The sequence below is a fragment of the Haloferax marinum genome (assembly GCF_009674625.1).
Lineage (GTDB): Archaea > Halobacteriota > Halobacteria > Halobacteriales > Haloferacaceae > Haloferax > Haloferax marinum.
Window position 1 is genome coordinate 1585080 of record NZ_WKJQ01000001.1, and the last position, 24306, is coordinate 1609385.

Annotated in this window: 27 protein-coding genes; 13 read left to right on the forward strand and 14 right to left on the reverse strand. The window is 62.8% G+C overall.

All coding sequences use genetic code 11. The features are described 5' to 3' along the window. Positions 1-479 precede the first annotated feature (479 nt). Positions 480-869 carry a VOC family protein gene (locus GJR99_RS08110; protein WP_151111011.1) on the forward strand — a complete coding sequence of 130 codons (390 nt, stop codon included), beginning with the start codon at positions 480-482 and terminating at the stop codon, positions 867-869. 556 nt (positions 870-1425) lie between these two features. Here the strand turns inward: GJR99_RS08110 and lrp are convergent. Next, positions 1426-1884 carry an HTH-type transcriptional regulator Lrp gene (gene lrp, locus GJR99_RS08115; RefSeq protein ID WP_151111013.1) on the reverse strand — a complete coding sequence of 153 codons (459 nt, stop codon included), beginning with the start codon at positions 1882-1884 and terminating at the stop codon, positions 1426-1428. A 126-nt stretch (positions 1885-2010) separates the two neighbouring features. On the opposite strand from lrp, the gene glnA reads away from it, so the two are divergent. Further along, positions 2011-3381, forward strand: coding sequence for a type I glutamate--ammonia ligase (gene glnA, locus GJR99_RS08120; RefSeq protein ID WP_151111015.1), 1371 nt, complete (start codon positions 2011-2013; stop codon positions 3379-3381). 118 nt (positions 3382-3499) lie between these two features. Then, positions 3500-3694, forward strand: coding sequence for a hypothetical protein (locus tag GJR99_RS08125; RefSeq protein WP_151111017.1), 195 nt, complete (start codon positions 3500-3502; stop codon positions 3692-3694). Positions 3695-3827: 133 nt separating this feature from the next. Here the strand turns inward: GJR99_RS08125 and GJR99_RS08130 are convergent, their stop codons facing one another. The 3 genes from GJR99_RS08130 to GJR99_RS08140 form a co-directional block, all read right to left on the reverse strand. Then, positions 3828-4772, reverse strand: coding sequence for a phosphatase PAP2 family protein (locus GJR99_RS08130; RefSeq protein ID WP_151111019.1), 945 nt, complete (start codon positions 4770-4772; stop codon positions 3828-3830). Between the two features lies 1 nt (position 4773). Beyond that, a complete protein-coding gene (locus GJR99_RS08135) occupies positions 4774-6117 on the reverse strand; it encodes a YihY/virulence factor BrkB family protein (protein WP_151111021.1) in 1344 nt (447 codons plus the stop codon). Between the two features lie 70 nt (positions 6118-6187). Continuing rightward, positions 6188-7318 carry a tRNA (guanine(26)-N(2))-dimethyltransferase gene (locus GJR99_RS08140; protein ID WP_151111023.1) on the reverse strand — a complete coding sequence of 377 codons (1131 nt, stop codon included), beginning with the start codon at positions 7316-7318 and terminating at the stop codon, positions 6188-6190. A gap of 164 nt (positions 7319-7482) precedes the next feature. Here GJR99_RS08140 and GJR99_RS08145 point away from each other — a divergent pair, with 164 nt between their 5' ends. From GJR99_RS08145 to GJR99_RS08170, 6 genes are all read left to right on the forward strand, one after another. Further along, the gene (locus GJR99_RS08145; protein WP_151111025.1) at positions 7483-7827 is read left to right on the forward strand and encodes a metal-binding protein; all 345 of its coding nucleotides are present in this window, start codon (positions 7483-7485) and stop codon (positions 7825-7827) included. Between the two features lie 126 nt (positions 7828-7953). Further along, positions 7954-9141 (forward strand): MBL fold metallo-hydrolase, encoded by a 1188-nt coding sequence (locus GJR99_RS08150; protein ID WP_151111026.1) that lies wholly within the window; start codon positions 7954-7956, stop codon positions 9139-9141. A gap of 126 nt (positions 9142-9267) precedes the next feature. Then, positions 9268-10089 (forward strand): HVO_0234 family beta-propeller protein, encoded by an 822-nt coding sequence (locus tag GJR99_RS08155; RefSeq protein WP_151111028.1) that lies wholly within the window; start codon positions 9268-9270, stop codon positions 10087-10089. A gap of 112 nt (positions 10090-10201) precedes the next feature. Beyond that, a complete protein-coding gene (locus GJR99_RS08160; RefSeq protein ID WP_151111031.1) occupies positions 10202-11053 on the forward strand; it encodes a ribose-phosphate diphosphokinase in 852 nt (283 codons plus the stop codon). 54 nt (positions 11054-11107) lie between these two features. Continuing rightward, positions 11108-11338 carry a DUF7860 family protein gene (locus GJR99_RS08165; RefSeq protein ID WP_151111033.1) on the forward strand — a complete coding sequence of 77 codons (231 nt, stop codon included), beginning with the start codon at positions 11108-11110 and terminating at the stop codon, positions 11336-11338. Next, the gene (locus tag GJR99_RS08170) at positions 11339-11962 is read left to right on the forward strand and encodes a uracil-DNA glycosylase (protein WP_151111034.1); all 624 of its coding nucleotides are present in this window, start codon (positions 11339-11341) and stop codon (positions 11960-11962) included. 46 nt (positions 11963-12008) lie between these two features. Here the strand turns inward: GJR99_RS08170 and GJR99_RS08175 are convergent, their stop codons facing one another. After that, positions 12009-12971, reverse strand: a complete 963-nt coding sequence (locus tag GJR99_RS08175; RefSeq protein WP_151111036.1) for a hypothetical protein — start codon at positions 12969-12971, stop codon at positions 12009-12011. A gap of 147 nt (positions 12972-13118) precedes the next feature. On the opposite strand from GJR99_RS08175, the gene GJR99_RS08180 reads away from it, so the two are divergent. Further along, the gene (locus GJR99_RS08180) at positions 13119-13835 is read left to right on the forward strand and encodes a hypothetical protein (RefSeq protein WP_151111038.1); all 717 of its coding nucleotides are present in this window, start codon (positions 13119-13121) and stop codon (positions 13833-13835) included. A 100-nt stretch (positions 13836-13935) separates the two neighbouring features. On the opposite strand, the gene GJR99_RS08185 is transcribed toward GJR99_RS08180, so the two are convergent. After that, on the reverse strand, positions 13936-14289 hold the full coding sequence (locus tag GJR99_RS08185) for a DUF6713 family protein (protein ID WP_151111040.1): 354 nt from the start codon (positions 14287-14289) through the stop codon (positions 13936-13938). 201 nt (positions 14290-14490) lie between these two features. Here GJR99_RS08185 and GJR99_RS08190 point away from each other — a divergent pair, with 201 nt between their 5' ends. Both GJR99_RS08190 and GJR99_RS08195 read left to right on the forward strand, forming a co-directional pair. Continuing rightward, a complete protein-coding gene (locus GJR99_RS08190; RefSeq protein WP_151111042.1) occupies positions 14491-14910 on the forward strand; it encodes an HIT family protein in 420 nt (139 codons plus the stop codon). Positions 14911-15013: 103 nt separating this feature from the next. Beyond that, positions 15014-15739 carry a P-loop NTPase family protein gene (locus GJR99_RS08195; RefSeq protein ID WP_151111044.1) on the forward strand — a complete coding sequence of 242 codons (726 nt, stop codon included), beginning with the start codon at positions 15014-15016 and terminating at the stop codon, positions 15737-15739. Between the two features lie 100 nt (positions 15740-15839). On the opposite strand, the gene GJR99_RS08200 is transcribed toward GJR99_RS08195, so the two are convergent. Further along, positions 15840-16361, reverse strand: a complete 522-nt coding sequence (locus GJR99_RS08200) for a DUF7858 family protein (RefSeq protein WP_151111046.1) — start codon at positions 16359-16361, stop codon at positions 15840-15842. Between the two features lie 162 nt (positions 16362-16523). Here GJR99_RS08200 and GJR99_RS08205 point away from each other — a divergent pair, with 162 nt between their 5' ends. Further along, entirely contained in the window at positions 16524-17390 is an 867-nt protein-coding gene (locus GJR99_RS08205) for a transcription initiation factor IIB (protein ID WP_151111048.1), read from the forward strand. Positions 17391-17582: 192 nt separating this feature from the next. On the opposite strand, the gene GJR99_RS08210 is transcribed toward GJR99_RS08205, so the two are convergent. The 7 genes from GJR99_RS08210 to GJR99_RS08240 all read right to left on the reverse strand — a co-directional run bounded on the left by GJR99_RS08210 (position 17583) and on the right by GJR99_RS08240 (position 24222). Then, the gene (locus GJR99_RS08210; protein WP_151111050.1) at positions 17583-18245 is read right to left on the reverse strand and encodes a nucleotide-binding protein; all 663 of its coding nucleotides are present in this window, start codon (positions 18243-18245) and stop codon (positions 17583-17585) included. Beyond that, complete coding sequence (locus GJR99_RS08215; RefSeq protein WP_151111052.1) at positions 18242-19189, reverse strand: DUF7857 domain-containing protein; 948 nt, start codon at positions 19187-19189, stop codon at positions 18242-18244. The genes GJR99_RS08210 and GJR99_RS08215 overlap by 4 nt, the downstream gene beginning before the upstream one ends. Before the next feature lie 87 nt (positions 19190-19276). Further along, a complete protein-coding gene (locus GJR99_RS08220) occupies positions 19277-20113 on the reverse strand; it encodes a DUF7856 family protein (protein WP_151111054.1) in 837 nt (278 codons plus the stop codon). Further along, on the reverse strand, positions 20110-20448 hold the full coding sequence (locus tag GJR99_RS08225; RefSeq protein ID WP_151111056.1) for a DUF7855 family protein: 339 nt from the start codon (positions 20446-20448) through the stop codon (positions 20110-20112). Before GJR99_RS08225 ends, GJR99_RS08220 begins: the two co-directional genes overlap by 4 nt. Before the next feature lie 54 nt (positions 20449-20502). Then, entirely contained in the window at positions 20503-20805 is a 303-nt protein-coding gene (locus tag GJR99_RS08230) for a DUF7854 family protein (RefSeq protein ID WP_151111058.1), read from the reverse strand. Positions 20806-20900: 95 nt separating this feature from the next. Beyond that, on the reverse strand, positions 20901-22022 hold the full coding sequence (locus GJR99_RS08235; RefSeq protein WP_151111060.1) for a hypothetical protein: 1122 nt from the start codon (positions 22020-22022) through the stop codon (positions 20901-20903). 91 nt (positions 22023-22113) lie between these two features. Continuing rightward, a complete protein-coding gene (locus GJR99_RS08240; RefSeq protein WP_151111062.1) occupies positions 22114-24222 on the reverse strand; it encodes a minichromosome maintenance protein MCM in 2109 nt (702 codons plus the stop codon). Positions 24223-24306 lie beyond the last annotated feature (84 nt).

Genomic DNA, 24306 nt, shown 5'->3' on the forward strand with positions numbered 1-24306 from the left:
CGTTCCACCACGCTCAACACCGATAGTCAGCGTCACACCACGGTTTAGCGAATTTTCAATACGGATTTTATGTGGATACTCCCCATCGCCAGACTCAATGAATGATGCATTATCGATTGGGGTTGGTGTTGGTGTCGTAGATGAAGGCTGATTCTGACTAAGACAGCCACTCAACGCAAAACCCCCACTAATCGTCGTTACGAGGAATGTTCTCCTCTTCATGATGTCAACGAATCCACGGCTCTCCAAAGGCCTTCTGTTGATTTGAAATCTGGCGAGCAATATTCATACCCACCCACCCGTTGGCTCGGAAACTGTCTCTGCTGAACTCACCCTCTGTGTCACGTCACACCTATCAAAATCTGAGGATTTCAACAGAGCCAATGGGTCGAAATCTCCCGACTAGTCTGTCGTTCACCAACCCCGACAGAGAATAGCTACTTCTCTCCTGTTCGCGTCTAGAGACGTGGTGGAACACAGTGGCGAGAGTGGTACATTTCGACATCGACGCGGACGACCCTGAACGAGCAATCGCATTTTACAGTGAGGTGTTTGGATGGGAGTTCGAGAAGTGGGACGGTCCGATGGACTACTGGTTGGTAACGACAGGCGACCCGGACACGCCCGGTATCGATGGCGGACTCGCAGTCCGTTCGGGACCAGCACCTGACGACGACACACCTGCGTCAGCGTACACCTGTACAATCGACGTCGACGACGTGGACAGCGTCGTCCAGTCCGTGGCGGAACACGGCGGGCGCGTCGTAGACGACGTGCAGACGATTCCGGGAGTGGGCCGACTCGCCTCCTGCGTCGATACGGAAGGCAATCGGTTTGGCGTAATGGAGAGCGACGAAACGACCGCCTGAGACACGCCGTTCTCCGACGGTCGATTACACTGGGACTGGGAGTGAGGTGAGTGGATTCACCGAGTTCGAGTGGAACTCGGCCGTGGTCGAACACGACTGCAAACGCGACAGATACGACGGGGAAAGCTGGATGAAACGCACGGATTCGACCGTAAGAGCAACCTTTCACCTCTAGGTTTCACATCGTCGAAGGCGGTTGTGTCGTCGGGTCTCCAGTCGAAACACTACCCTTTGGATTTCCGGCAGTGCGTCCAGTCCCGAATCCGTCAGACACACGTCGCACAAGTCGTGAAAAACTGGAATCTCCAATCGAAACGATGCCCTTCGGTTCCTCGACAGGATTGTGACAAATCTTCACATGGGCCACCAGCTTTAACCGAAGAACAGCGAGAGGTTTCACCAATGCCAGCGGTTCAGTGTAGAGCATGTGGTCGCGACGTGGCCGTCCACGAGATCGAGACGAGGACGCGAACGAGTACGCAGGGGTTCGACACGAGATATCGGTGTCCCTACTGCAGCGAGGAGATGCGTGACGTAAAAACGCGAATCGTCTGACTTACTCGTCGATATCGAGTTCGAACTGTTCGTTTTCGGTGACGGCGTTGAGGACGACGGAGGTGTTGGATTCGCGGATATCCACGTCGGTGAGCAACTTCTTGATCTGTGTGTTCATGCCGTCTGTGTCGCGGAACTTGCCGATGGCGATGATGTCGTAGTCACCGGTGACCTCGTACACCGAAATCATCTGTTTCTCCTGTTGGAGTCGCTCGGTCACGTCGACGAGTGCCGTCCCTTCGACTTTCAGTTGGATGACGGCGGTCACGTCGTAGCCGAGTGCGTCGTAGTTCACGCGCGGGGTGTACCCCTCGATGACGCCTTCGTCTTCGAGATCGCGCAGGTGATTCGAGACAGTCGTCACCGACACGTCGAGTTCTTCGGCGAGGCTACGCAGGCTCGCTCGACCATCGCCAAGTAGTGCGTTGATGAGCTTCGCGTCGAGGTTTTCGTACGTCATTACATTGAAACACCCTCCGGGGGCATTAGAATTTTACGAATATCCAATTCTATAGCAAAGAGGGGGGAATTGCATTAAGCGGAAAGGTCTTTATAGTTCGGGTGTTCGGAACGTGTGTCCAGGAAAATGACGGAAGAAAACGTACGCACCGACGGCGGCCTGAGCGCGGAAGCACAGGCAGTCGTCGACGAAATCGAAGAGAAGAATGTCGACTTCCTCCGCCTGCAGTTCACCGACATTCTCGGCACCGTGAAGAACGTCTCTATCCCGGCCTCGCAGGCCGAAAAGGCGTTCGAAGAGGGAATCTACTTCGACGGTTCCTCCATCGACGGCTTCGTCCGCATCCAGGAGTCGGACATGCGCCTCGAACCCGACCCGTCTACCTTCGCTATCCTCCCGTGGAGACAGAAAGAAAACAGCGCGGCCGCCCGACTCATCTGTGACGTGTTCAACACGTCCACTGGTGAGCCGTTCGAGGGCGACCCGCGTGGTGTCCTCAAGCGTGCCATCGCTCGTGCCGAGGAGATGGGCTACGACATCAACGCCGCACCCGAACCGGAGTTCTTCCTGTTCGAGGAAGACGAGAACGGCCGTGCGACCACCGTCACGAACGACGCCGGTGGCTACTTCGACCTCGCCCCGAAGGACCTCGCGTCCGACGTGCGTCGTGACATCATCTATGGCCTCGAAAGCATGGGCTTCGACATCGAAGCCTCTCACCACGAAGTCGCCGAAGGTCAGCACGAGATCAACTTCACGTACGACGACGCCCTCTCGACGGCCGACAACGTCGCAACCTTCCGGTCTGTCGTCCGCGCCATCGCGGCCGAACACGACCTGCACGCGACGTTCATGCCCAAGCCAATCGCCCGCATCAACGGGTCCGGCATGCACACGCACATCTCGCTGTTCCAGGACGGCGAGAACGCGTTCCACGACGGCGACGACGAGTTCGACCTGAGCGAGACGGCGAAGCAGTTCACCGCCGGGATCCTCGAACACGCACCCGCCGTGACGGCCGTGTGTGACCCGACGGTCAACTCTTACAAGCGTCTCGTCCCCGGATACGAAGCACCGGTCTACATCGCGTGGTCCGACCGCAACCGCTCGGCGCTCATCCGTAAGCCGGCCGCCCGCACGCCGGCCGCCTCGCGTATCGAGGCCCGCTTCCCCGACCCGTCCTGTAACCCGTACCTCGCCTTCGCGGCACTCATCCACGCTGGCCTCGACGGCATCGAGCGTGGCCTCGAATGCCCCGACCCGGTCCGCGAGAACATCTACGAGTTCGACGAGGCAAAGCGCGAAGAGTACGGCATCGAGACGCTCCCGAAGGACCTCGGCGCAGCAGTCGACGCCCTCGAAGAAGACGAAGTCATCCAGGACGCCCTCGGTGACCACGTCTACGATAAGTTCGTCGAAGCCAAGCGCGCGGAGTTCAAGGACTACCTCGTCTCCGTCTCCGAGTGGGAACTCGACCGCTACCTCGAGACGTTCTAAGCGCGACACACACCGACTATTCTTTTGGAACCTACCCTGCTGAGCCACGAGGCTGTCTGACGCTCGAATCGAGTATCCAGGGGCGCGTTTATCACTCGTCGGTGAGACGTCACACCCGATGACGGTCCCCACCGACGTCGGCTTCGTCGTCTTTGGGGTGGTGCTGTTTTACTTCGCAGAGGACATGCTGTTCGCCCGACGGTTCGGACCGATTACCGACGGCGCTCGGTCGTCCGAAACCGGTGGCTACGCCTTTCGGTTTCTCGGACTCGTCTTCGTCGCCGTCGGTATCGCAAAACTACTCGGGATGTGAGGTGTGGCCCGGTTCCTGTCGCCCGGTTCTTGTCGCCCAATTCCTGTCACCCAGTTCCTGTCACCCAGTTCCTGTCACCCAATTCCTGTCACCCGGTTCCTGTCACCCGATTCCTGTCGCCCAGTTCTTGTCGTCAGTCGGCGCTCTGTGCGGGAGCGTCGCCAGTGAGTCGCAGGTGCAACTGCGGTGCGACGAGGATGAACAGAACGACGGCCCCGGTCGCGAGGACCGTCAGTGGAATCGGCGCGTCGAGCGCGTCGGTGACGGCCCAGAGGCCGCCCGCGCCGAGGAACGAGACGAGTGCGACCGGTGGCGAGAGCGTCGGGAGCGACTCGTGGGCGCTGAGTCGAGACCACCCGACGTAGCCGCCGAGGGAGCCACCGAGCGCAGCAGCAGCGTTTTCGGCGTGGTGCGGTGCACCCGTGGCGAGCACCATCGCGAGCGCTACCGCGGCGATGATGGCACCGAGTCCGAACAGACGACTCGGGTCGAGGTGGCCGGGAGCGTCGTCAGCCGCGGCGACCGTGAAGACGCCCTTCAGAAGGACGACGCCGAGGACGACACCGACGACGACGTCCACACCGTAGTGGACGCCGATGACGACGCGGGAGAGCGCGACCGAGCCGATGAGTACCGCCGCAGCGACGACGCGACGGCGGCGGTCCCACACGTCGAGGACGACCGCGGCCGCACCGTAGACCATCGTCGTTCCGAGTGCGTGACCGCTCGGGAAGCCGTAGCCATCGTCGGTCGTGAACGCGACGTACAGGTCGGAAAGCGGGGTGGGCCAATCGGGGGCCGAAGCGATAGCGGCGGTCGGTGGCCGCGGGAGGGCGAACCCAGCTTTCAGCGCGGTGATGAGCCCGAGCGAGAGCATCGCGAGCGCGACGAACGAAGCAGCAGTCCGGCGTGGGCGGTCAGAGACGTGCGGCCAGCACAGCCAGTAGAGCGAGGTGAACGCGACGAAGAAGAACCACTGACCGCCGAGTTGGGTGACGAGACCGAACAGGAAGACGACGACGTCCGGCAGCTCTGTGAGGACAGTTTCACCGACGCCGCGTGTCTGTAACGTGAGCATCTTAGTTTCGACGTTCGCGAACTGCGTCCACGGCGCGTCCGGGAACTCCCAGCACGTTCAGTCCGATGCCGAACATGACGAACAGGACGTAGAGCCCCAGCGTCGACAGGAAGATGATGAGCATCGCGACGACCGCGATGAGGTCTGACTGGAGGTAGTAAAACGCGCCGAGCGTGAGGACGACGCCGTAGAGGAGGACGAGATACGGCCCCCAGCCACGCGCTTTTCCGCGACGCATCTGGCGACGGACGTACCGCTTCAACTCGGACTCGAGTTCGGGTTTCTCGACCGTCCGGTCGGTTACGTCGGCCTCGAAGGCGTCGAGGTCCGCACGGAGTTCTTCGACCTGCGATTCCAACTCCGCGATGTCGGGAGCGCCGCGCGGGGAGACGGACGAGTCTGCGCGTGCGTCGTCACTGGCGTCAGCGCCCGTCTGCGAGCCATCTGTGTCACCTCGGTCGTCGCTCATATCCGTATGACCGTCATGTCGGCCTCCCGTATGTTGTACCTGCCGGTCCATTCCGCCGAGGCCCCTCACTCGGTCACCCGGTTCTGTCGGCCCGCCACCGTCGATTATCCCGGCGTAGACGGCGTTGATGACGGCACCAGAGAGGAGGGTGACCCCCGAGAAGTAGAACCACGTCACGAGGAGCAAGATAGACCCCAGTGCTCCCGCCACCGACGACCCGGCGATTTGCGCGTAGATACCGAATCCGATGCCGAGAATCGTCCACGCGACAGCGGCAAAAATCGTCCCCGGAAGGACCTGTCGTGGCGTGAGACCGGCGTCTGGAAAGACGTAGTAGAGTGGGAAGAACGCCACACAGAGCGTGAGGAGGAGGAGAAGTGGGGAGAAAAGTTCGATGTAGGGGACGTTGAGGATGCCCAACACGAGGGTCAAGACGGCGACGCCGATGGTCCCCAGACCGATGCTGACGAGTGAGACGATCCCATCGCGGAGTTGGTCGACGATGCCGCCCGCCTCAGACCCGTAGATACGAGAGAAGGCGATGTCGAGACCACGGAAGAGTTTCAGCGCACCCCAGATAGTGAGACCGAGGCTCAGGACTCCGACGCTCCCCTGACCGGTCTGGTCCGAGAGCGCTTCGTTGACCAAGTCCTGTCCCGTCGGGACGAGATACTGTTCGACGAGTGCCTGCAGTTGCATCTCCAGTTCCTCACCACCGACGGCGGTGGCGACGATGACGCCGAGGACGAGAAGCGGGATGAGCGAGACGAGCGTGTAGTACGAGATACTCGCTGCGAGAAAGGTAATCTCCTTTTCGCGTATCGTCTCGACGACCGTTCGTGCGACGGAAACGAGATTCCGAATCTGTGCGCTCACGTATCAACCACACGACACGGGTGCAGAAGAAACTACCTCGAAAATCGACCGCCTGAACGCGGGTCGTGAGTTACGCCTCGGGGTCGAGTTCGGCAGTCGCGTCGCGAATCTCGTCGACTGTCGCGTTCGTCTTGAACGCAGTACCGTGGTAGTGCGCAGGCGTCGCGTCGAATCCAGCGTCGCGGAGGGTGTCGAGGAACTCCTCCATCTTCGACGCGGACCGACCCCACAGTTTGCACAGTCGGTGCTGGTCGAAGTGCGTCGGCGTGTCGAGTTCGACAGCGAGCGTGTCGAGCATCCCACGGGCGCGTTTCGCAGACCCGAAGTCGTCGGTCACTTCGTCGCGGACGGAGTCGACGAAATCGGCGTCTGAGATTGGCCCGAGCCAAATCGGTCCCGCTTCGAGGATGCGCGTCGACCCACAGTTCGAACACGCTTCGGGCGGGTGCGCGACGAGCGAGTGTTCGGCCTCGCGGTGGAGGCAGTCTTCACAGTGGTAGACGAACCCCGTCGATTCGAGGAGTTCGTCGGCTTTCGTCGCGCGTTCGTCGAGTTCGAGATACGTCCGCGCGTAGTGGCGCGTCGCGTGCGAGAGGATTGGAACGGCCGCTTTGTCGTACTTGGCGGCGGTTCTGACCATCGCGCCGACGAGGACGCGAAGTCCCATCTCGGGGTGGTAGTCGGTGTTCTGCGGGACACACCCGTACTTGCGGATGCCGCTCTTCTGGTGGGCACCACAGAGGGGTGCGGTGTCGGTTGCGGTGACGCAGACGAGGTCACGCGTGTTGGCGAACGCCGGGTCCGCAAAGGGCATCGGCGTGCCGAACGGGTCGAGGTCCACGACGTCGAAGACAGAGTCATAAAGGAGTGCGTTCGCGTTGCGGTGGACTGCCGACCCTCCGTTGCCGGCGGCGTCGAGGTTCGACTGGGCGAGTTCGACGGCGTCGGCGTCGAGGTCGGCGCAGGTCACGTCGTAGCCTTCGGCGGCGGCGCGGACGCCCCGAATCCCGGAGGCGGCCATCGCGTCGAGATACGATTCGGCACGGGGTTCTCGCTGCTTGAAGGCACGCAGGACGGCCACCGTGACGTCTCGGTTCAACTCCTGCGTAGGGTTGTAGAAGACGTCGTCTCCGGTCCCCTGGGACGCCCCGTCGCGGGCATCGGGCACCTCGATTTCGACGCCTCCCTCGCTCACGTGCATATCCGTGTTCGCCCACGTGGGGGGAAACCGATTGCGATGCGGCGTCAGCGATTGTGATTCGGCGTCGGAGGTGCGGTTGCGACGCAGTGCGGGGGTGTTCGATGTCCGCGACTGTCCACTCGCGCACCGAATGCGTTTTGTCCGACACCTGCGAACTCGACGACGTGGACACGGTCGACGACTGGCGGGAGGCCCTCTCCGAGGCAGGGAAACTCTCGCCACCAATCGTGCAGGCCATCGTCGATGCCCACGGCGACAGGGGCGTCAAGGCCATCGAGGCCGTCTCAGAGCGACGCGTGAAGCGCTACCGCGACTTCGACGTTGTCGTCGGCTACGACGACGAGTACGTGGTCGAAGGTCGCGGGTGTACGTGTAAAGACTCCATCTACAATCTCGACCCCGAAGAGGGCGAACGCTGCTGGCACGTCATCGCCGTCGACGTGGCCGACGCGCTCGACGAAGTCGATTATCACGACATGTGGTACTCCGAGGTTCGAGAGTTTTTGTGACCGTATCTCGCTGGCGAGTGAGTTCTGTCGAACCCCTCGTCTGGTGAGTTCTGTCGAATCTCGCTCAGTCAGGAAGACACTGCGCGGACTGGCGAGTATTTGCTCGTCGGAGTCCTTCTAGAGGTGATGGACATCGAGAGTCTGACCGGGCCTGACGACGTTGCTTCGATTGGTCCCGAGGCGCTGCAGGACCGGATTGCCCGTGGAGACAGGGTTCCTGTCCTCGACGTGCGTACGGAGAGAGAGTACGACAAGTGGCGCATCGAGAGTGAGCGCCTCGACGACCGAAACGTGCCGTACTACGAGTTCTTCGAGGGTGTCGACGACGAGTTGCTCGCCCGACTCCCACCCGGTGACGACGAACTGGTCGTCGTCTGTGTGAAAGGCGGTGCAAGCGCGTACGTGGTGGGACTCCTCGAAGCAGAAGGAATCGCGGCGGTGAACCTCGACGGCGGACTGAACAAGTGGGCTCAGGTGTACGACGCCGTCGAAGTCTCGGGCTACGAGGGCGCCGGCACACTCGTCCAGTACCAACGCCCGTCCAGTGGCTGTCTTTCATACATGCTCGTGACCGAGCGCGAGGCGGCAGTCGTCGACCCATTACGAGCGTTCACCGACCGATATCTCGAAGACGCCCAGGCCTGGGGCGTAGAGGTGGTCTATGCCATCGACACGCACGTCCACGCCGACCACGTGAGTGGCGTGCGCGCCCTCGCCGCCCAAGGTGTCGAGGCAGTCATCCCCGAACCGTCGGTTGCTCGCGGTGTCGACTACGACATCGACTACACCACGGTTGCAGACGGCGACGTGCTATCGGTCGGTGGAGTCTCGATTCGAGCGATACACACACCGGGACACACCTCGGGGATGACCTCGTATCTCGTGGACGACCGGGTCGTCCTGACGGGAGACAGCCTGTTCATCGAGAGCGTTGGCACCCCCGACCCCGAGGGCGACGAAGGTGGTGCCGCCGCAGTGGGGTTGCTGTACGATGCGCTCCAACAGCAGCTTCTGTGCTTACCAGACGACGTGCTCGTCGCACCCGGACACTTCAGTGACGCCGCAGAACCCACCACCGACGGAACCTACACCGCGACGCTCGGTGAACTCCGCGACCGGATGCCAGCCCTCGGTATGACTCGCGAGGCGTTCGTCGATTCGTTCCTCTCGGACGCACCCCCCCGGCCGAGTAACTTCGAAGAGATTATCGCCATCAACCTCGGCCGAGCGTCGGCCGACGACGACGAGGCGTTCGAACTCGAACTCGGGCCGAACAACTGCGCGGTCAGCGAACACCCACTGACGGGTGACTGACCGTCTGTTTTGGTCCGAAAGCGAGCAGAAGCAGCGTACGGGAGATGTACTCGGCGGACGCACCCACCCGACCGGTGAGAACGACCACAACGCTTTCTGAACCCCATCTCCAACCCCGACCAACGGATGGCTGATTTCGACCTCTCGATAGACGAAAAGCGCGTGTACGCGGACAAATCTGGCAAGCAGACGGTGTACGTCGCCGCCGAGATGGGCGTCGTGAGCGTGGACGTCTCCGACGACCTCGTGGGCGGGTTCCGTATCGACCACCGCTGTACCCCGAGAGACATCGCCGGGTCGCCAGGCGAAGTCGCCGTCGCCACCGACGAAGACGTGCTGTTGGTTCAAAACGAGGCGTACCACGAACTCGACTTCGGCCCCGCGACAGCAGTTGGGTTCCACCGCAACCGCGTCGTCGCCGGCGACGAGTCGGGGCGTATCGCCCGATTCGACGAAGACGGATGGGAAGAAGTCGGGACCGTCGAGGAGGTTCGCGCCCTCGACGGCAACCTCGTCGCGGCGGCAGATGGCGTCTATCGGCTCTCCGACGACGGCCTGACCAACGTCGGTCTCGACGACGTACACGACGTCTCCGACCCAGCGGGTCGCCTCGGCGGTGCCGAAGGGACGCCCCTCGCTGCGGCCGAATCCGGGCTCTACGCGCTCGGAAACGGCTGGATGGACGCACTCGACGGGAACACCTCGGTCGTCGAATCGATGCCCGACGGCCGCGCCCACGCCGTCGGACCAGACGGACTCGTCTCGCTCGAAGACGGCGAGTGGGTGGCCGACCCGATTCCGATGGACGAGACAGTCGTCGGTGTCGCCCACGACGCCAGAGCCGCCTACGCTGTGACCGACGCGGGGACGTTCTGTGTGCGGACGACCGAGTCCGACTGGCGGACGCAGGTGCTCGGGTTGGACGCGGTGGGTGTGGCGGTTCGCTAAGGCGCAGCGAGCGTACGTGCGTCGAGGTGATTCGTCCCGAGACGTACGCTGACACGCCCCCCGGCCGAACGCAACGAAAAGCGGTTTTACCCCGGACGAGAGACGGATGTGTATGCTCGTACCCGGCGCATCTTCACAGGCACTCGCGGCCGCCCTCGCCTCTGAGCTCGGTGAGTCACTCGCGGCCGTCGAGTACGACACCTTCCCGGACGGGGAGACACTCGCAGCGGTACCCGGTTTCGACGCGGACACCGCCACTATCGTCGCCAGCACCGCCAGCAACGACGCCTACATCGAACTGCTCCAACTCCAGGACGCCGTCCGTGAGGCAGGCGCACGAGAGGTGACGACGGTCATCCCGTACATGGGCTACGCGCGTCAGGACAAGGCGTTCGAAGTGGGCCACCCCATCTCGGCCCGCGCCGTCGCCCGCGCCGTGAGTACCACCACCGACCGCGTCGTGCTCGTCAACCCCCACGAAGACGCCATCGCGGACTTTTTCGACGTCCCCGTGGAGATCGTCGATGCCGCCGGACGACTCGCAGAACCGCTTCCCGAACTCCACGACCCGCTGTTCCTCTCGCCCGACTCGGGAGCCATCGACATCGCGAACACCGTCCGCGACGCCTACGGCGACGGCGAGACGGACTACTTCGAGAAGGTGCGGAAGTCGGGAACCGAAGTCGAGATTACGCCGAGCGAGACCGATTTCGATGGTCGTGACGTGGTCATCACCGACGACATCATCGCCACTGGGTCGACGATGAGCGAAGCAGTTGCCGTCCTCACCGAGGGCGGTGCGAACCGCGTCTTCTGTGCGACGGTCCACCCGCTTCTCGCCCGCAACGCCCGAACGAAACTCTGTCGTGCCGGTATCGAGCGCGTCGTCGGCACCGACACCATCGAACGGGAAGTGAGCGCCGTCTCCGTCGCCCCCGCCGTCGCCGACGTTCTCGAACGATAGCGTACCACACACTCTCTCGCAACGATTTTCTACTCTCCCCTATCTCGGAGTGATATGGGACGTTACGGAAATCTCGATTACCCACGGCTCGCAAAAGGCGGACTTGGCCTCGGCCTCGCACTCTTCTTGTTCGGCGCTATCGGCGCGAAAGTCGCACTCGCGATGAGCGGCGGCCAACTGCCGGGATGGGAGCGAACGCTCTTTTTCGACGCAGAGTGGATCGGCATCGCGCTCATCCTCTTTTCGCCCATCGTCTTCGGCATCGTCCTGCCGCTGACGGAGTAGATGGCCGACCCACAGTTTCCTGACGCCGCCGACGTACTCGTCACAGAGCGTGACTGCACCCGGTGTCCCGCGCTCGTCGAGTGCCGAAACCGTATCTCGTGGGGTGTCGGCCCCGCCGACGCGACGGTGATGGTCGTCGGCGAAGCACCCGGAGCAGGCAATCCCGACGCCGAGCGCTGGCAGGGTGGCAACTGGACCGGGATGTCGTATACGGCCCAGCACTCCGGGCGACGAATCCGCGAGACGATGGCTCTCGTCGGCTACCCGGACGACGTGTTCTACACGAACGCCGTCAAGTGCTTCCCCTCCGACGGCGAGGGGTCGAACCGGGCCCCGACGGCCGACGAGAAAGCGAACTGTCTCGACCACCTCGTCACCGAACTCGAGACGATTCAGCCAGACGTAGTGATTCCGACCGGTCGCCACGCCACCGAGAGCGTCCTCTCGCTCGACGACATCTCGCTCGATGGATTTCTGGATACGGTCCTCGACCCCGTCGAGAGCGAGCGATTCGGCTATACGGTCGTTCCGTTGTTGCATCCGGCGTATCGCGACGTGTGGCTCTCGCGGCTGGGGTACGAGTTGGACGCCTACTACGAGGACTTGGCAGCGTTGTTACCGTAAGCGAGTTGTGGCTATTGCCGTAAACGCGGGTCGCAATCGCACCCGGTTACTCCGGCGTGTCTCGACCCACCGATTGTGTATCTCGACCCGCCGATTGCGAGTTCACAGGCGCGTACGCACTTCCGGCGAGCGCAGCGAGAGTGACGACGACGAACACAGCGGCGAGGTCGACGACGAGACGCCACACTATCGACGGGAGGAGTGCAGAGACGAGTCGTTCCTCGGACACGAGTGCGTACGTGTAGGTGAACACGGAGCCGAGAGCCGTCCCCATGGCCGTCGAGGAAACCAGCCACTCGACGTGGTAGTGAGTGACCGGTGGCGACGCGACGAGGGCGGCCGCACCGACGGCCACGAGTGGGGTCGCGACCGCCGCGAGAAATCCGTAGTGGACACCGCCGAGAATCGGCAGTCTCGACGCGAACAACCACCCGAACTGGTGCATGACGACGGCGAAAGCTCCGAGGAATCCACACAGCCACCCGACTGCGACGAGTCGTCTCCACGACCCTGTCTCTGAACAGTCCCACGAGTCAGCACCCGGTCCACCGTCTGTCCGTGACGAGTCGGCACTCGGTCCACTGTCTGTCCGTGACGAATCACCTACGCACACCCGGACGACGAGACCGCCAATCACACCGACTGCCGTGGCGATTGCGACGGGAGGCATCAACAGCGGTTCGGTCAGCACCGACACGGTGGCCTGGGGAGTGAATAGCTGGGCCAGTCCACGTGTGCCACCGAACACTGCACCCCGACTGACGGCCCACCCGACGAGCGTCCCGAGTGTGGCACCGACGAGGGCGCCTCCGACCACGCGGACCGTGAGCCGCTGCACTGAGCGGTCGGCCACTCCACTCCAGCGAAACCCGTAGTACCCGGTGAGAGCCGGTCCGGCGACGAGTCTGAGCACGTCCCCGTACAGTATCTGCTCGAGGGGACCGAGCGCGCCGGCGGCGAATGCGATGACCGCGGTGACGAACCCGACTCGGTCGGAGAGAGCCCGCATACGGCAAATGTCAGTGTGGCTATGGATGAATCTGCCGGCATCTCGCCGATATGCCTATGCCAGACGCGTGGGATTCCATCGATACCACGCTTCGACCCACTCGTCACAAATGGGGAGCTAATACACGTGACGGCGAAACAGCCACCGATGGACAGGCTCAGAGAGCTATTCGTGGAGGAACGGCCGCAGTTCCGACTATTTGGGAGTCTGTCGCTCGTGATTCTGGGCTGTGTCGGGGTACTGACCATCGTGAGGCCACAGGTGTTTCGTCCGTACTTCGGAGGACTCGACCCGATAGCAACGCTTCTCGGTATCGTGTTCCTCGGGACGTCGCTCGTGACGCTCGTTCTCGCACGTGATTGGTTCGTCGTGTACGAACCGGGGCCGATTCGACAGCGTATTCCACTCGCCATACTCCTCCCGACACTCCTCGCCGTCGGGATGGCGCTCGTGGACTTCGTCGCCGTGCTCCCAGCGGATATCAACGTCAGCGTCCCGTACTCGTTGCTGTTCTACCCGACCATGGGGTTCGTCGTGGAGGTGCTCTTTCATCTCCTTCCTCTCGCAGTTGCCTTCCTCGCAGTACCCTCGCTGGCAAAAGAGCCCGACCGGTCGCTCCGACTGTGGGTCGTTCTCGTCGTAATCGCCCTGCTCGAACCACTCTTCCAACTCCAGGCCGGGTTCTCGGGAGGCGTTCCACGCTGGGCGACGATGTACGTCGGAGCGAACGTGTTCGCCATCAATCTGGCCCAACTGTATCTCTTCAGACGATACGATTTCGTGACGATGTTCGCGTTCCGCCTCGTCTACTACGCCCACTGGCACGTCGTCTGGGGAACTATCAGATTGCAGGTACTGTTTTGATAGCTGAGAGAGGAGGACGCACGACACTCCACAGAGGACGCCCCGTGATTCGGGGACGTGGAGACCATCTGCCGGTATCTTCGAACGTGTATTCGAAGAGTCACAGCACGACGGCGAGATGGAGTGCCCCGAGTACCGACGCGCCGAAAATCCAGAATCTGGAGAACCAACTCTCGAACTGTATCAGAGGGTGGTTCCGGAGACCAAGATGCAAGAGGCCGTGGACGATTGCAAACGAGTCGAAGGCCAGCTGAAACGCCGCCGACTCGAGAAACAAGAGTACCACGACGAACAACGGCGCGTGGAGCGCAGTAAATAACTCGAACGCTGTCTCGTCACGGACCGAAAACGGGGCGAAGAAAAACCGCCATTCACGCTGGCGAATCGCGTCGAGTTCGTGGACGAAGAGAAACGAGACCACGCTGAAAAACAGCATCGACGATTCCATCACCATGGTGTCAACTCACAGACCAGAGACTAATAGATAGGTGAGCGAACGCGGCGTGTCTACGACCATTCCAGACGGCCCCTCTTCCCCTGCAGACGGCCCCTCCGGTAGAGTCTGTCAGACTCGCCCGCGTCCGACAGCCCGAGAGAGCCCAGCCACAGAACATCCGTCCGAACTTTCTTTTCCTCACCAATCGACAACACATCTATGTCCGATTGCATCTTCTGCGCCATCGCATCGCGTGACATCCACGGCCGAATCGTCCACGAGACGGAACACTCGCTGGCGTTCCTCGACGTGAACCCACTCGCACCGGGCCACACACTGGTCGTCCCGAAAGACCACTACGCACGCCTCGACGACATGCCGGACGAGATATCGGCAGACCTCTTCGGTGCCGTCGACGAACTCGTCCCGCGGGTCGAAGACGCAGTCGACGCCGACGCGTCGAACGTCGGCATCAACAACGGCCCCGCCGCCGGCCAAGAAGTCGAGCACGTCCACGTCCACATCGTCCCTCGATTCGAAGACGACGGCGGCAGTCCCATCCACGCCGTCGCTGGCGACGTGCCAGACCTCTCTGACGACGAGCTGGACGACATCGAAGCGGCGATTTCACAGGCGTAATCGACTCGGCTATCTGACTTTTCCCCCACTCGTCGGCCGCGCTCACTCTCAAAATCGATAGACTGACCGAAGGTATTAATCGGAGAACGGGGCCAGTCGCCGTATGTCAGTTCCCACTACTGCGGCACTCGTCGGAACGACCGGCGGTGCAGGTACGACGCGACTCACAGTCGAACTCGCGACAGCACTCGCGGCAGACGGTCACGACGTGGCTATTCTCGACGCCGCGTTCGCTACGCAAGGCCTCTCTGATTACGTGTCGGGGGCGCTCGACCCTGACGTGACGGCACTCCTCACCGACGCGGCAGACGAGTCGCTCGCCGCAGGACTCGTCGAGTTCGAGGTGCCGGGTGACGGACGAGTGGCAGTCTGTCCTGCTGCCGCGCCGTTCGAGCGACTCGCGCGAGCGATGTCCGTAGACGCCGCACAGGCCTTCGAAGGCCGTATCGCAGAGGCCGCCAGCGAGTTCGACGTCGTCCTCGTCGATGCACCACTGCTCGCGTCGAACGCCGCTGTCGCCGCCGCGACGACGTGCGACCGAGTTGCGCTCGTCGCTCCCGCAACCGACCGCGGTGCAGACGCACTCGGCCGGTTCACCGCCCGTGCCGCCGACGTTGGAGCAACTATCGACACCACCGTCTCGACGTTCGGGTCGCTCCCCGACGCCGACGTCGCCGTCCCCGAGAGCGAATCGGGTACCGTCGCCGACGCGCCGGCCTGCCAAGACGACCCCGAACTCGCCGCAGGTGTCGCTGCCGTCGCCGAGGCCCTCCTCGATATCGAACCGACAGCGCTCACCGAGTCCGGCAGCGTCTTCTCTCGCCGGTAACTGAAACGCGGACCACACCGTCTCCTCTACACATCGAAGCGAGAGACTGGCGTCTCGGCAAACGGTGAAAAACGGGACGGTGGGGAGGCGGTGTCCCGCGTTAGAACTGCAAGTCTGTGACCGAACTCATGGTTTCGGCCAGCGAGTCACGCTTTGCGACGGCCGCGTCGGTGCGGTCCGTCAGCGCCCCCTCGACTGCTTCGACGAGGGGTTCGATGGGGTCGTGTGTCTCGATATACGTCGCGAGGGCGAACTCCGACGCCGTTGCCTGCGTCAGTGTGAGGGCGTCAGTGCGCGAGAGTTGTCCGTCGAGCCAATCGCGGACGATTCGTCGCGCTTCGGGGGTGAGGGGGTTGACGCCCGCTTCACCACAACAGTGCAAGACTTTCGCCGCCGTCACCGGGGCGACACCTGCCTCGCGTGCGCTCGTACCGACCGACGTCCCCGACCCGTGTGTCTCGACAACCCGCTCCGCGTCCGCAGGCGCACAGGGAAGCGCGTCTGCGTGCGTCTCGAAACGCTCGCGGAGTGAAACACCGGTGTCGTCGACGGTCGATACACGACGCGGGCGCTGTTCGGTGGTCGTGGTCTCCAGTTCGGCGGCGATATCCGAAAGCCCCATCGCTCCCATCTCTCGGGGTTTCGACCAAAAGTGTTGCTGACGAATATCAGATTTGATACTGTAGCCTACCGATTACCGGTAGGTTGTAACTGGCGTTTCGAGGGTTGAACCACCGTTTTGTCCCGTGTTTAAATACCCGTTCGAGCCCGATTTTCAATTGTGATGAGCAAGGCACGTTCCACTCAAGGTTGCCCAGAATGCGACGGACACCTCGGCGTCGAAGCAGGCGAGACCATCTGTTCGGACTGCGGATTGGTCGTCTCGGAGTACCGCATCGACCACGGGCCGGAGTGGCGGTCGTTCGCCGACGACGACCGCAACCCTGCTCGGACGGGTGCACCGCTGACTCGCTCGCGTCACGACCGCGGCCTCTCGACCGAAATCGGTCGCTCGACGCGTATCAAAGGCCGCAAGCGCCGACAGTTCGCACGGCTTCGCCGCCAGCACAACCGCGCCCGCATCTCGACCAAGCGTGAGCGGAATCAGGTGTACGCGTTCACCGAGATTCGTCGCCTGACGAGTGCGCTCTCGCTTCCGAACCACATCCGCGACCAGGCGTGTGCACTGTTCGAATCGGCACAGAACGAAGACCTGCTCCGTGGTCGTTCGCTCGAAGGGTTCGCCGCCGCGTGTACTTACGCCGCCTGCCGGGTCGCCGGAATCTCTCGAAGCGTCGACGAAGTCTGTGCGGTGGCGAAGGCGACCGAATCCGAACATCAGGCCGCCTACGGCGCGCTCAACCGTGACCTCGGCCTCCCCGTCGCACCTGCCGACCCGACCGAGTACCTCCCGCGCTTCGCTACGAAACTCGGTCTCGATGGGAGCGTCGAGCGCCGTGCGCGCGAGTACGTCGGCGAAGCACAGGACGACAATCTCGTCGCCGGAAAGAACCCATGCGGCGTCGCGGCGGCGTGTCTCTACACGGCGGCCCGCGACCAGGGTGCCGACTGCACCCAATCAGAAGCGGCGGACGTGGCCGACGTGACGCCCGTGACGCTCCGCAAGACCTACGTCGCGCTCCGCGAGTGAGCCAGTCGATTCGAGACGCCGCCCCCCGACAGACGTGACGTAATCGAAGAGACGAGTTCGAAACCGACGATTGATTCTCCGTTCGTCTCCCGGTGTGAGCCTGCGTTCTATCGATGAGAGCCTGCAGTCTACCGACGAAAGTCTACGGTCTACCGACGACAAACCTGCAATCTACCGATGGGAATCTACGGTCTACCGACGACAAACCCGAACTGCCGAGGCGAGTTCCCGTAGCCGCGTACTGACCAGTCGATTCGGCGACTCAGAGACGACCGGTTCGAACCGCTCGAGAGCAGTCCTGAGACGCGAGTCTGCAGGAATCGACGTCGCCGGTGCACCCAACACGTCTGCGAAGGCGTCGAGCGGCGGGTCGTCGACGGCGCGGTTGACCGCGACAGCGACGAGTCCGCAGTCGAGTTCGCGAGCGAGTTCACGAGTCCGAACTGCGTCCGCCAGTGCGTACTGCTTCGGCGACGCGACGACGAGACAGGCGTCGGCCACGGCGAGGGGGACGCCGGCGTCCGCGCGCATCCCGGCCGGACAGTCGACGACGACGTCGCCGTAGGTGGCCTCGACGGCACGAAGCGTCTCGGCGAGACGGCGAACGTCGGCGGCGCGGGCACCGGCCAGGGTCCGACCACACGGCAGAATCGTGACCGGGCCGCCCTCGCGGACTGCCTCGGTCGGGTCGGCACGACCGGCGAGAACGTCGTGTAGGTCCGGCCCCGGTGCGTACGGCAGGTTCGCCATCCCGAGGTCGGCATCGACGACCACCGCACCGAGTTCGGCCCCGAGTTCGAACGAGATGGTCGATTTCCCGACGCCACCTTTGCCCGAGACGACGGCGAGAATCATGCGACCCTCCGTAGGGAATCGACGTCCGGGTCGGCGTCTGCCGCCCGGTCCGCGAGTTTCGTCGCGTGTGCCGCGAGTCGTCGGAGTCGAGCGCGGTCGGCGTCGAGTGAGGCGACCGAATCGACGGATACGTCCGACGTTTCGAAGGCGTCTGCCGCCTCCCGGACCGACGCCCCATCGAGTCGTTCTGCGAGTTCGATACGACGCTCGACTGCGACGAGAAACGACGAGTAATCGGAAGTCTGAGCCGTGGAAGTAGTGGCCGCAGAGGTCGTGGCCGCAGAGGTCGCGGCCGGTGCAGACACCGACTCCTCGGTCGAGTTCGAAGCCGCAGACACCGCCACCGCGACGTCTTCGTCGGTCGGTTCAGGTGGGAGGGTAGCCGATTCGGACGAAGAGTCGACCAATTCGGACGAAGAGTCGACCGATTCGGACGGAGAGTCGGCCGGTTCGGACGGAGAGGTGGGCGATTCGAGTGACACCGTTTCGTCGGCCGTGTGCTCGTCGGGTTCTTCCGAACAGTCCCCACGCGCCAGTGCAATGTCGAGCGGTTCGGCCGCCGGGACTGCGTCAGCAGGCGGCCGCGACGGGCCGAGTCGTCGAATCGCGTCGGTCGAAGACACAGCAGCCGTGTCGGTGTCGGGGTTCCGCCCGAGAACGTCGATGTCGACGACCGACTCGGGGTCGGTGTCTGACGACGGGGTGGAATCACCGTCTATCGGCGACGCATAGCCGAGCGCGACGGTGGATTCGGCAGGGACGGCGCCTTCGAATCCGTCGTCGTCCCATCCGGGTTCGGGAACGCCCGCACGGCGCGGCGGGAGAACTGGTCCATCGAGTCGGTTTCGGAGGCGGACGCGCTGGGCGACCGAGTCGGTGTTCTCGAACGTGACCGTGACCAACACCACGTCCGCTACGACGGTGACGCCGACGTCAGAGTGCATGGCGGGGGTGGCCGCCTATTCGTATATAAAACAACGCCCGCATGGCGTCGGATACCTCATTTCAGTCGTCGAAGTCAGATCGCTGGCTCACAGCCTGATGACGGGGCAATCGAGGTGGTGGGCAGCAGTCTCGGCGTCGGCGAAGAATCGACACGTCGAGACGACCGGTGCCCGGAAGTCGGCCAGTCGGACGGCGGCGAGAGCAGTGAGTGTGTCTGTGTCAGTCGTCTCGGAAGACAGCGCAGAGAGTGCGTCGCGGGCCTCGTCGAACTCGGCAGCGAGTGTGTCCGCAAAGTACGTCCGTGCCTCGCGTCGTCGGTTCGCGACCGCGTCGGTGAGTCGCAGCCGTTCGTCTCGACTGTCGCGGGCGCGTTTCGCCTCGCGTTCGAGCGCCTCGAGTCGCTGTTCTGCTGCGATGCGCTCGGTTTCGACTTCGGAGAGCTGTGTCGCGACGTCGACGAGTTCGGCTCGCGTGGCTTCGATAGCGTCGTCGTCGCCGGCCTCTCGATGAGCGGCCAACCGGCCCCGGAGTGACGCCGTGCGTTCCCGGAGCCCTGCTTCGTCGTCACCCGCCTCGGCGAGTCGGCGACGTGCCGCTCGAAGGGGAGTCGAATAGTCGTCGTCAGTGTCGGCGTACTCAGCGAGTCGTGACGTGAGTCGGTCCAGTTCTTCGTCCACTGGAGACGACCGCCCGCGTGAGCGCGCCACTGCAGTCGAGAGACGCTTCGTGGTAATCGTCGATATCGGGACGCGGGCAAGCACGTCGTGTCCCGAGTCAGGTTCGGGACAGTCGATTCGGAGTGCGTCCGCAGGCGACCCAGGGTCTCGAACCGCCGCGACGACTGTCTCGGGGGCGAAAGCGGTATCCGAGAGGTCGATACCTCGACCCTCGCGAACGGCCCCGTCTGGGAGGTAGACCTTCATAACTCGCGGTCACGCATCTCTGCGGCGGATGGGTGGTCAGTTCCCGTCGCAAACTTGCTGTACGGCGTCGCAGGCGACTCACGGGCCTCGTACGCTTCGGCCGCCTCGCGGACCGAGTCGGGGACGGCCGCGAACTCGTTGAACGGCGTCGTCTGTTCGATTTGGACGTCGCCGTCGTGTTTCTCGCGGAGGCGAAGTGCGAGGAACGCGGCCAACTCCGTCTCTTCGAACAACGCGGCACGTCCGAGGCGGCGAACGACGGCCTCCTCGTGGGTCCGGCAGATGTTTCGGAGTGTCGTCCGCGCCGCCTGCGAGTATGTCACGACCAACAGCACGGGAACTCCGTCACGGAGTCGAGAGAAAAATGGTTCGACAGCGGTCCGTCGGTGTCAGACGCGTTCGACCGAGAACGTCACGTCGTCTGCACTCGCCTCGGCGTCACCGAGCAGGTCTTCGACGCGCGTCCGTGCCTCGGCTTCGGTCGCCGCGAGGACGACGATACCCTCTGCTCTGTCGTCACCGACGGCTTTCCACGCGACGAGCGTCTCGTCGCCGGTGTCCGTCTCGAACTCGGTCGCGAACGTCCGGAGGACAGTCACGACACGTCGTTCCGTACTCGCGAGGTCGGAGTCCCCCGACTCGAAGTCACGAATCGCGTCTTCGATGTTCCGGAGGGCGGAGATTCGGTCCATTCGGTTGTCTACCTCGTCGGCGGACCGTCACCTTAGTTTCTCGGTTCAGGAGCGAACTCGTTCGTCGGATGTGGGAGACCGCGGAACCGACCAACTCAGCGTTCTTCGGGGAGTTCCTCGAAGAACGTCGAAACGAAAGTGAGTCGCTCGTCTATCAACTCGCACGTCGCGAACGCCGCTTCCGCTTCGGCTTCTAACTCCGGTTGCTTTTCGGGGATGTCGTTGTCGCCCGCCGTCGCTGCCTCGTCCAACCCGTCGCTCCCCTTCGCCATCGCGTCGGCGAGACAGACGAAGTCCTCGACGTAGGTTTCGAGCGCCACGACCGGTTCGAGTTCGGAGAGTTCGTCGCGAACGTCTTCGAACTCGAGCGACGCCCGGAAGAACGACCCAGATGCGTCCTCGTAGGAGCCACCGAGATACTCGTCGAATCCACGTTGTAAGCGGTTGACTGCGTCCCGAACCGAGACGAGGAGGTTCAAGAACTGTTCGAACTGGACGATTTCAGCGTCGAGCGCGTCGACCTTCCGCGAGTAATCGTCAGGCGTGAGTGCGTCGAACGCGTCGGGGTCGTTCGGGTCCGACTCGTCGAGAAGTCTGTCGAACGTTCCTTTCGCGGGGTCGAGCGCCTCGATTCCCTGTTCGACCTGTGAATCGATTCGGTAGAACTCCTCGGTGTAGAATCGAGCGACCGCGTTGTCTACGCGAACGCGAGCGAGACGGAGATTTTCGTGTGTCTTCCCGGTCCACCAGAGGAACCAGTGGACACCCCAGAGCGAATTGAGTCGCGCCCGCTGTTCCTGCGTCGTCTCGAGCTGGTCGAGCGTCTCGAGGTGTCCGCGTGCGAGCGTGAGAGGTTCTGAAACGGAGGTGAACGAGAAGTTCGTGGTCGCGTTTATGTCGTGGAACCCTCCGTCGGGACCGGCCGCGTCGTCGAACGCCGTAACCGCGTCGGTGAGGTCTTCGACCGCGAGATTGAAAATCCGCTCAGTTCTGTCGAGTTCTTCGGTCGTCGTCGGTTCTTCTGTGGTCGTTGGCTCTTCCGTCGTCGTCGGTTCGTCCGTCTCCGTCTCCGTCGCGGTTTCGGTCGTCGTCGGAGCGGCCGTCTCGGTCGTGGACTGTACTTCCGTCGTACTCGTCGTCGTCTCGGTCGTGTCCGTGGTCGAACACCCAGCGAACAAGACGAGACCTGCGGCCGAGAGATATGCTCGACGATTCATGTGATATTATTGACGTTCAGAGGGCATAGCGTTGCTGGCGGTGAGAGAGTCGCCAGCGACAGAAAGCGTGCTTCGAGGCCCCGAGAACGCCCTACGTCGCGCGGTAGACGTCGGCGCGGGGTTCGTAGATTTCGCCTTTCATCTTGAGTTTGTCCAGTTGGTCGGCGACCTTCTTCTCTTCCATACTGAATTCGGCGTTTGCACGTTCGATAACTTCGTCGTGCGGCGCACCGTCTTCGTACTCGTCTTGCAGCGTGCGGATGACGTCGAGGACGTCTCTGATACGGTCGCGTTGCGTCTTCGACCGACCGGTCTCGACGATGTCGGCGTCGAACTCGCCCGTCTCGGGGTCCATCCCGATGTCGCGCAGACAGGACTCGACGATGTTGGTGACGCGTTCGGCGTCTTCCTGTGTCACCTTGTCCGAGAGTCGGACTCGCGCGGACGCCTCGGAGAGACGGACGAGGGCTTCGAGTTTCCGGGCCGTCACGGGAACAGGTGCGTCTTCGTCGGCACCGCGGGCGCGGAAGTCGACGTAGAAGTCGCGGATGACGTTCTTGGCCTCCTCGGTCATCGTCGGATAGCAGGTCCGCTTCGCGTAGGCGATGTACTTGCGCAGGAGTTCCGCGTCGATGTCGGGGGCGACTTCGTCGGTCACCGCGTTCACTTGTGCTTCGGTGAACTCGGAGTTGGCCACGTTGGTTCGCTGGGTGTTCAACTCGCCGGCGTAGTTCGTCTTGAGGATGTGTTCTGCGAGTTCGGAGTCGGAGTCGGGGTCCGGGTTGTCCGTGACGGTGAAGATGAGGTCGAAGCGGGAGATGAGCGCGGGTTCGAGGTCGATCTGCTCACCGATGGGTTCGTACTGGTCGAAGCGGCCATATTTGGGGTTGGCCGCACCGAGGAGCGAACACCGCGACTTGAGCGTCGCGTTGATACCCGCTTTGGAGACCGAAATCTGCTGTTGTTCGAGGCCCTCGTGCATCGCAGAGCGGTCTTCCGGGCGCATCTTGTCGAGTTCGTCCACTGCGGCGATACCCTTGTCCGCGAGGACGAGCGCACCCGCTTCGAGCGTCCACTGCTGGCCGTCTCCGAAGTCGTCGCGAACGGCGGCGGCGGTCAAACCGGCAGAGGAAGAACCCTTACCGGAGGTGTAGACCGACCGCGGCGCGATGTTGCGGATGTACTGGAGCATCTGCGACTTACCCGTACCGGGGTCACCGATGAGGAGCATGTGCAGGTCACCGCGGATGCGAGACCCGTCGGGGAGGTGTTTCGTGACGCCCGAGAACAACTGGAGAATCATCGCGAGTTTCTCCTGGTCGTAGCCGTAGATTGCGGGTGCCACGGAGTCTATCATCCGCTCGTAGATGTTCGGCGAGTTCGAGAGTTCGATGATTTCGGCGACGTCGTCGTCGCTGATGTCCATATCTTCGAACTCTTCGTCCTCGATGGCGAGGGAGATGCCCTCCATGTAGTAGTCGAAGATGGGCGTCTTCTCGTTGCCCGACGACTGTTGTTCGATGTGGAGGATGCCGACGGCGGTGACGTGGTCGCCGGCGGTGACTTTGCCGGTCACGTCGTCCGAGAGGTTGATGTCGATACTCTGTGGCGTCTCGCCCCCGCGCAGGCCTTCGGGGGACTCTTGGACGCGTAGTTTCTGCGAGTCGACGAAGTTCGACTGGTCGAAGTCGATGTGGAACGGCCCCTGACGCTCACATCCCTGACACTCGTGTGGTTCTTGGAATCCACCGTCGCCCTGCGGGATGTAACTCATCGTCCCACAGCGCTGACACTCGAACGCCGCCTCGGTAATCTTCGGGCGCACGTCCGTCGCCTTCCGGACGATTCCCTGCACGCCGATGAGGGTGCCGATGTGGTCGTCGTTGACCCGGATGTTTCGGATATCGACCGACTCCGGGAGGTTCTGCATCCGGACGTGTGCCTGCCCGAGTTTGACGTCGGCGGGCAGGTCGAACAGGCGCAGTGCTTCTTCGGCGTACTCCTGATACTGGCCAGGTTTCGTGATGTAGTCGTCCGCGAGTTCGGCGTCGAACGTGTACAGGTCGTCGTAATCGATGTACAGCGACCGTTTTTCCTTCGGGTACTTTTGGGCCAGTTCACCGATTGCCTCTCGGTAGTAGTTACGGTAGAACTGGATGAACCGCTCCGTGAGTTCCTGGTTCTGGGGGGCCTGCGCCATCGCACAGAGGTATGACCCCTATCGGTTAAGAACCTTCGTCGTTCGGACGGGTCAGTCTCGTTTCACGTCCGTCTGAGACCAACC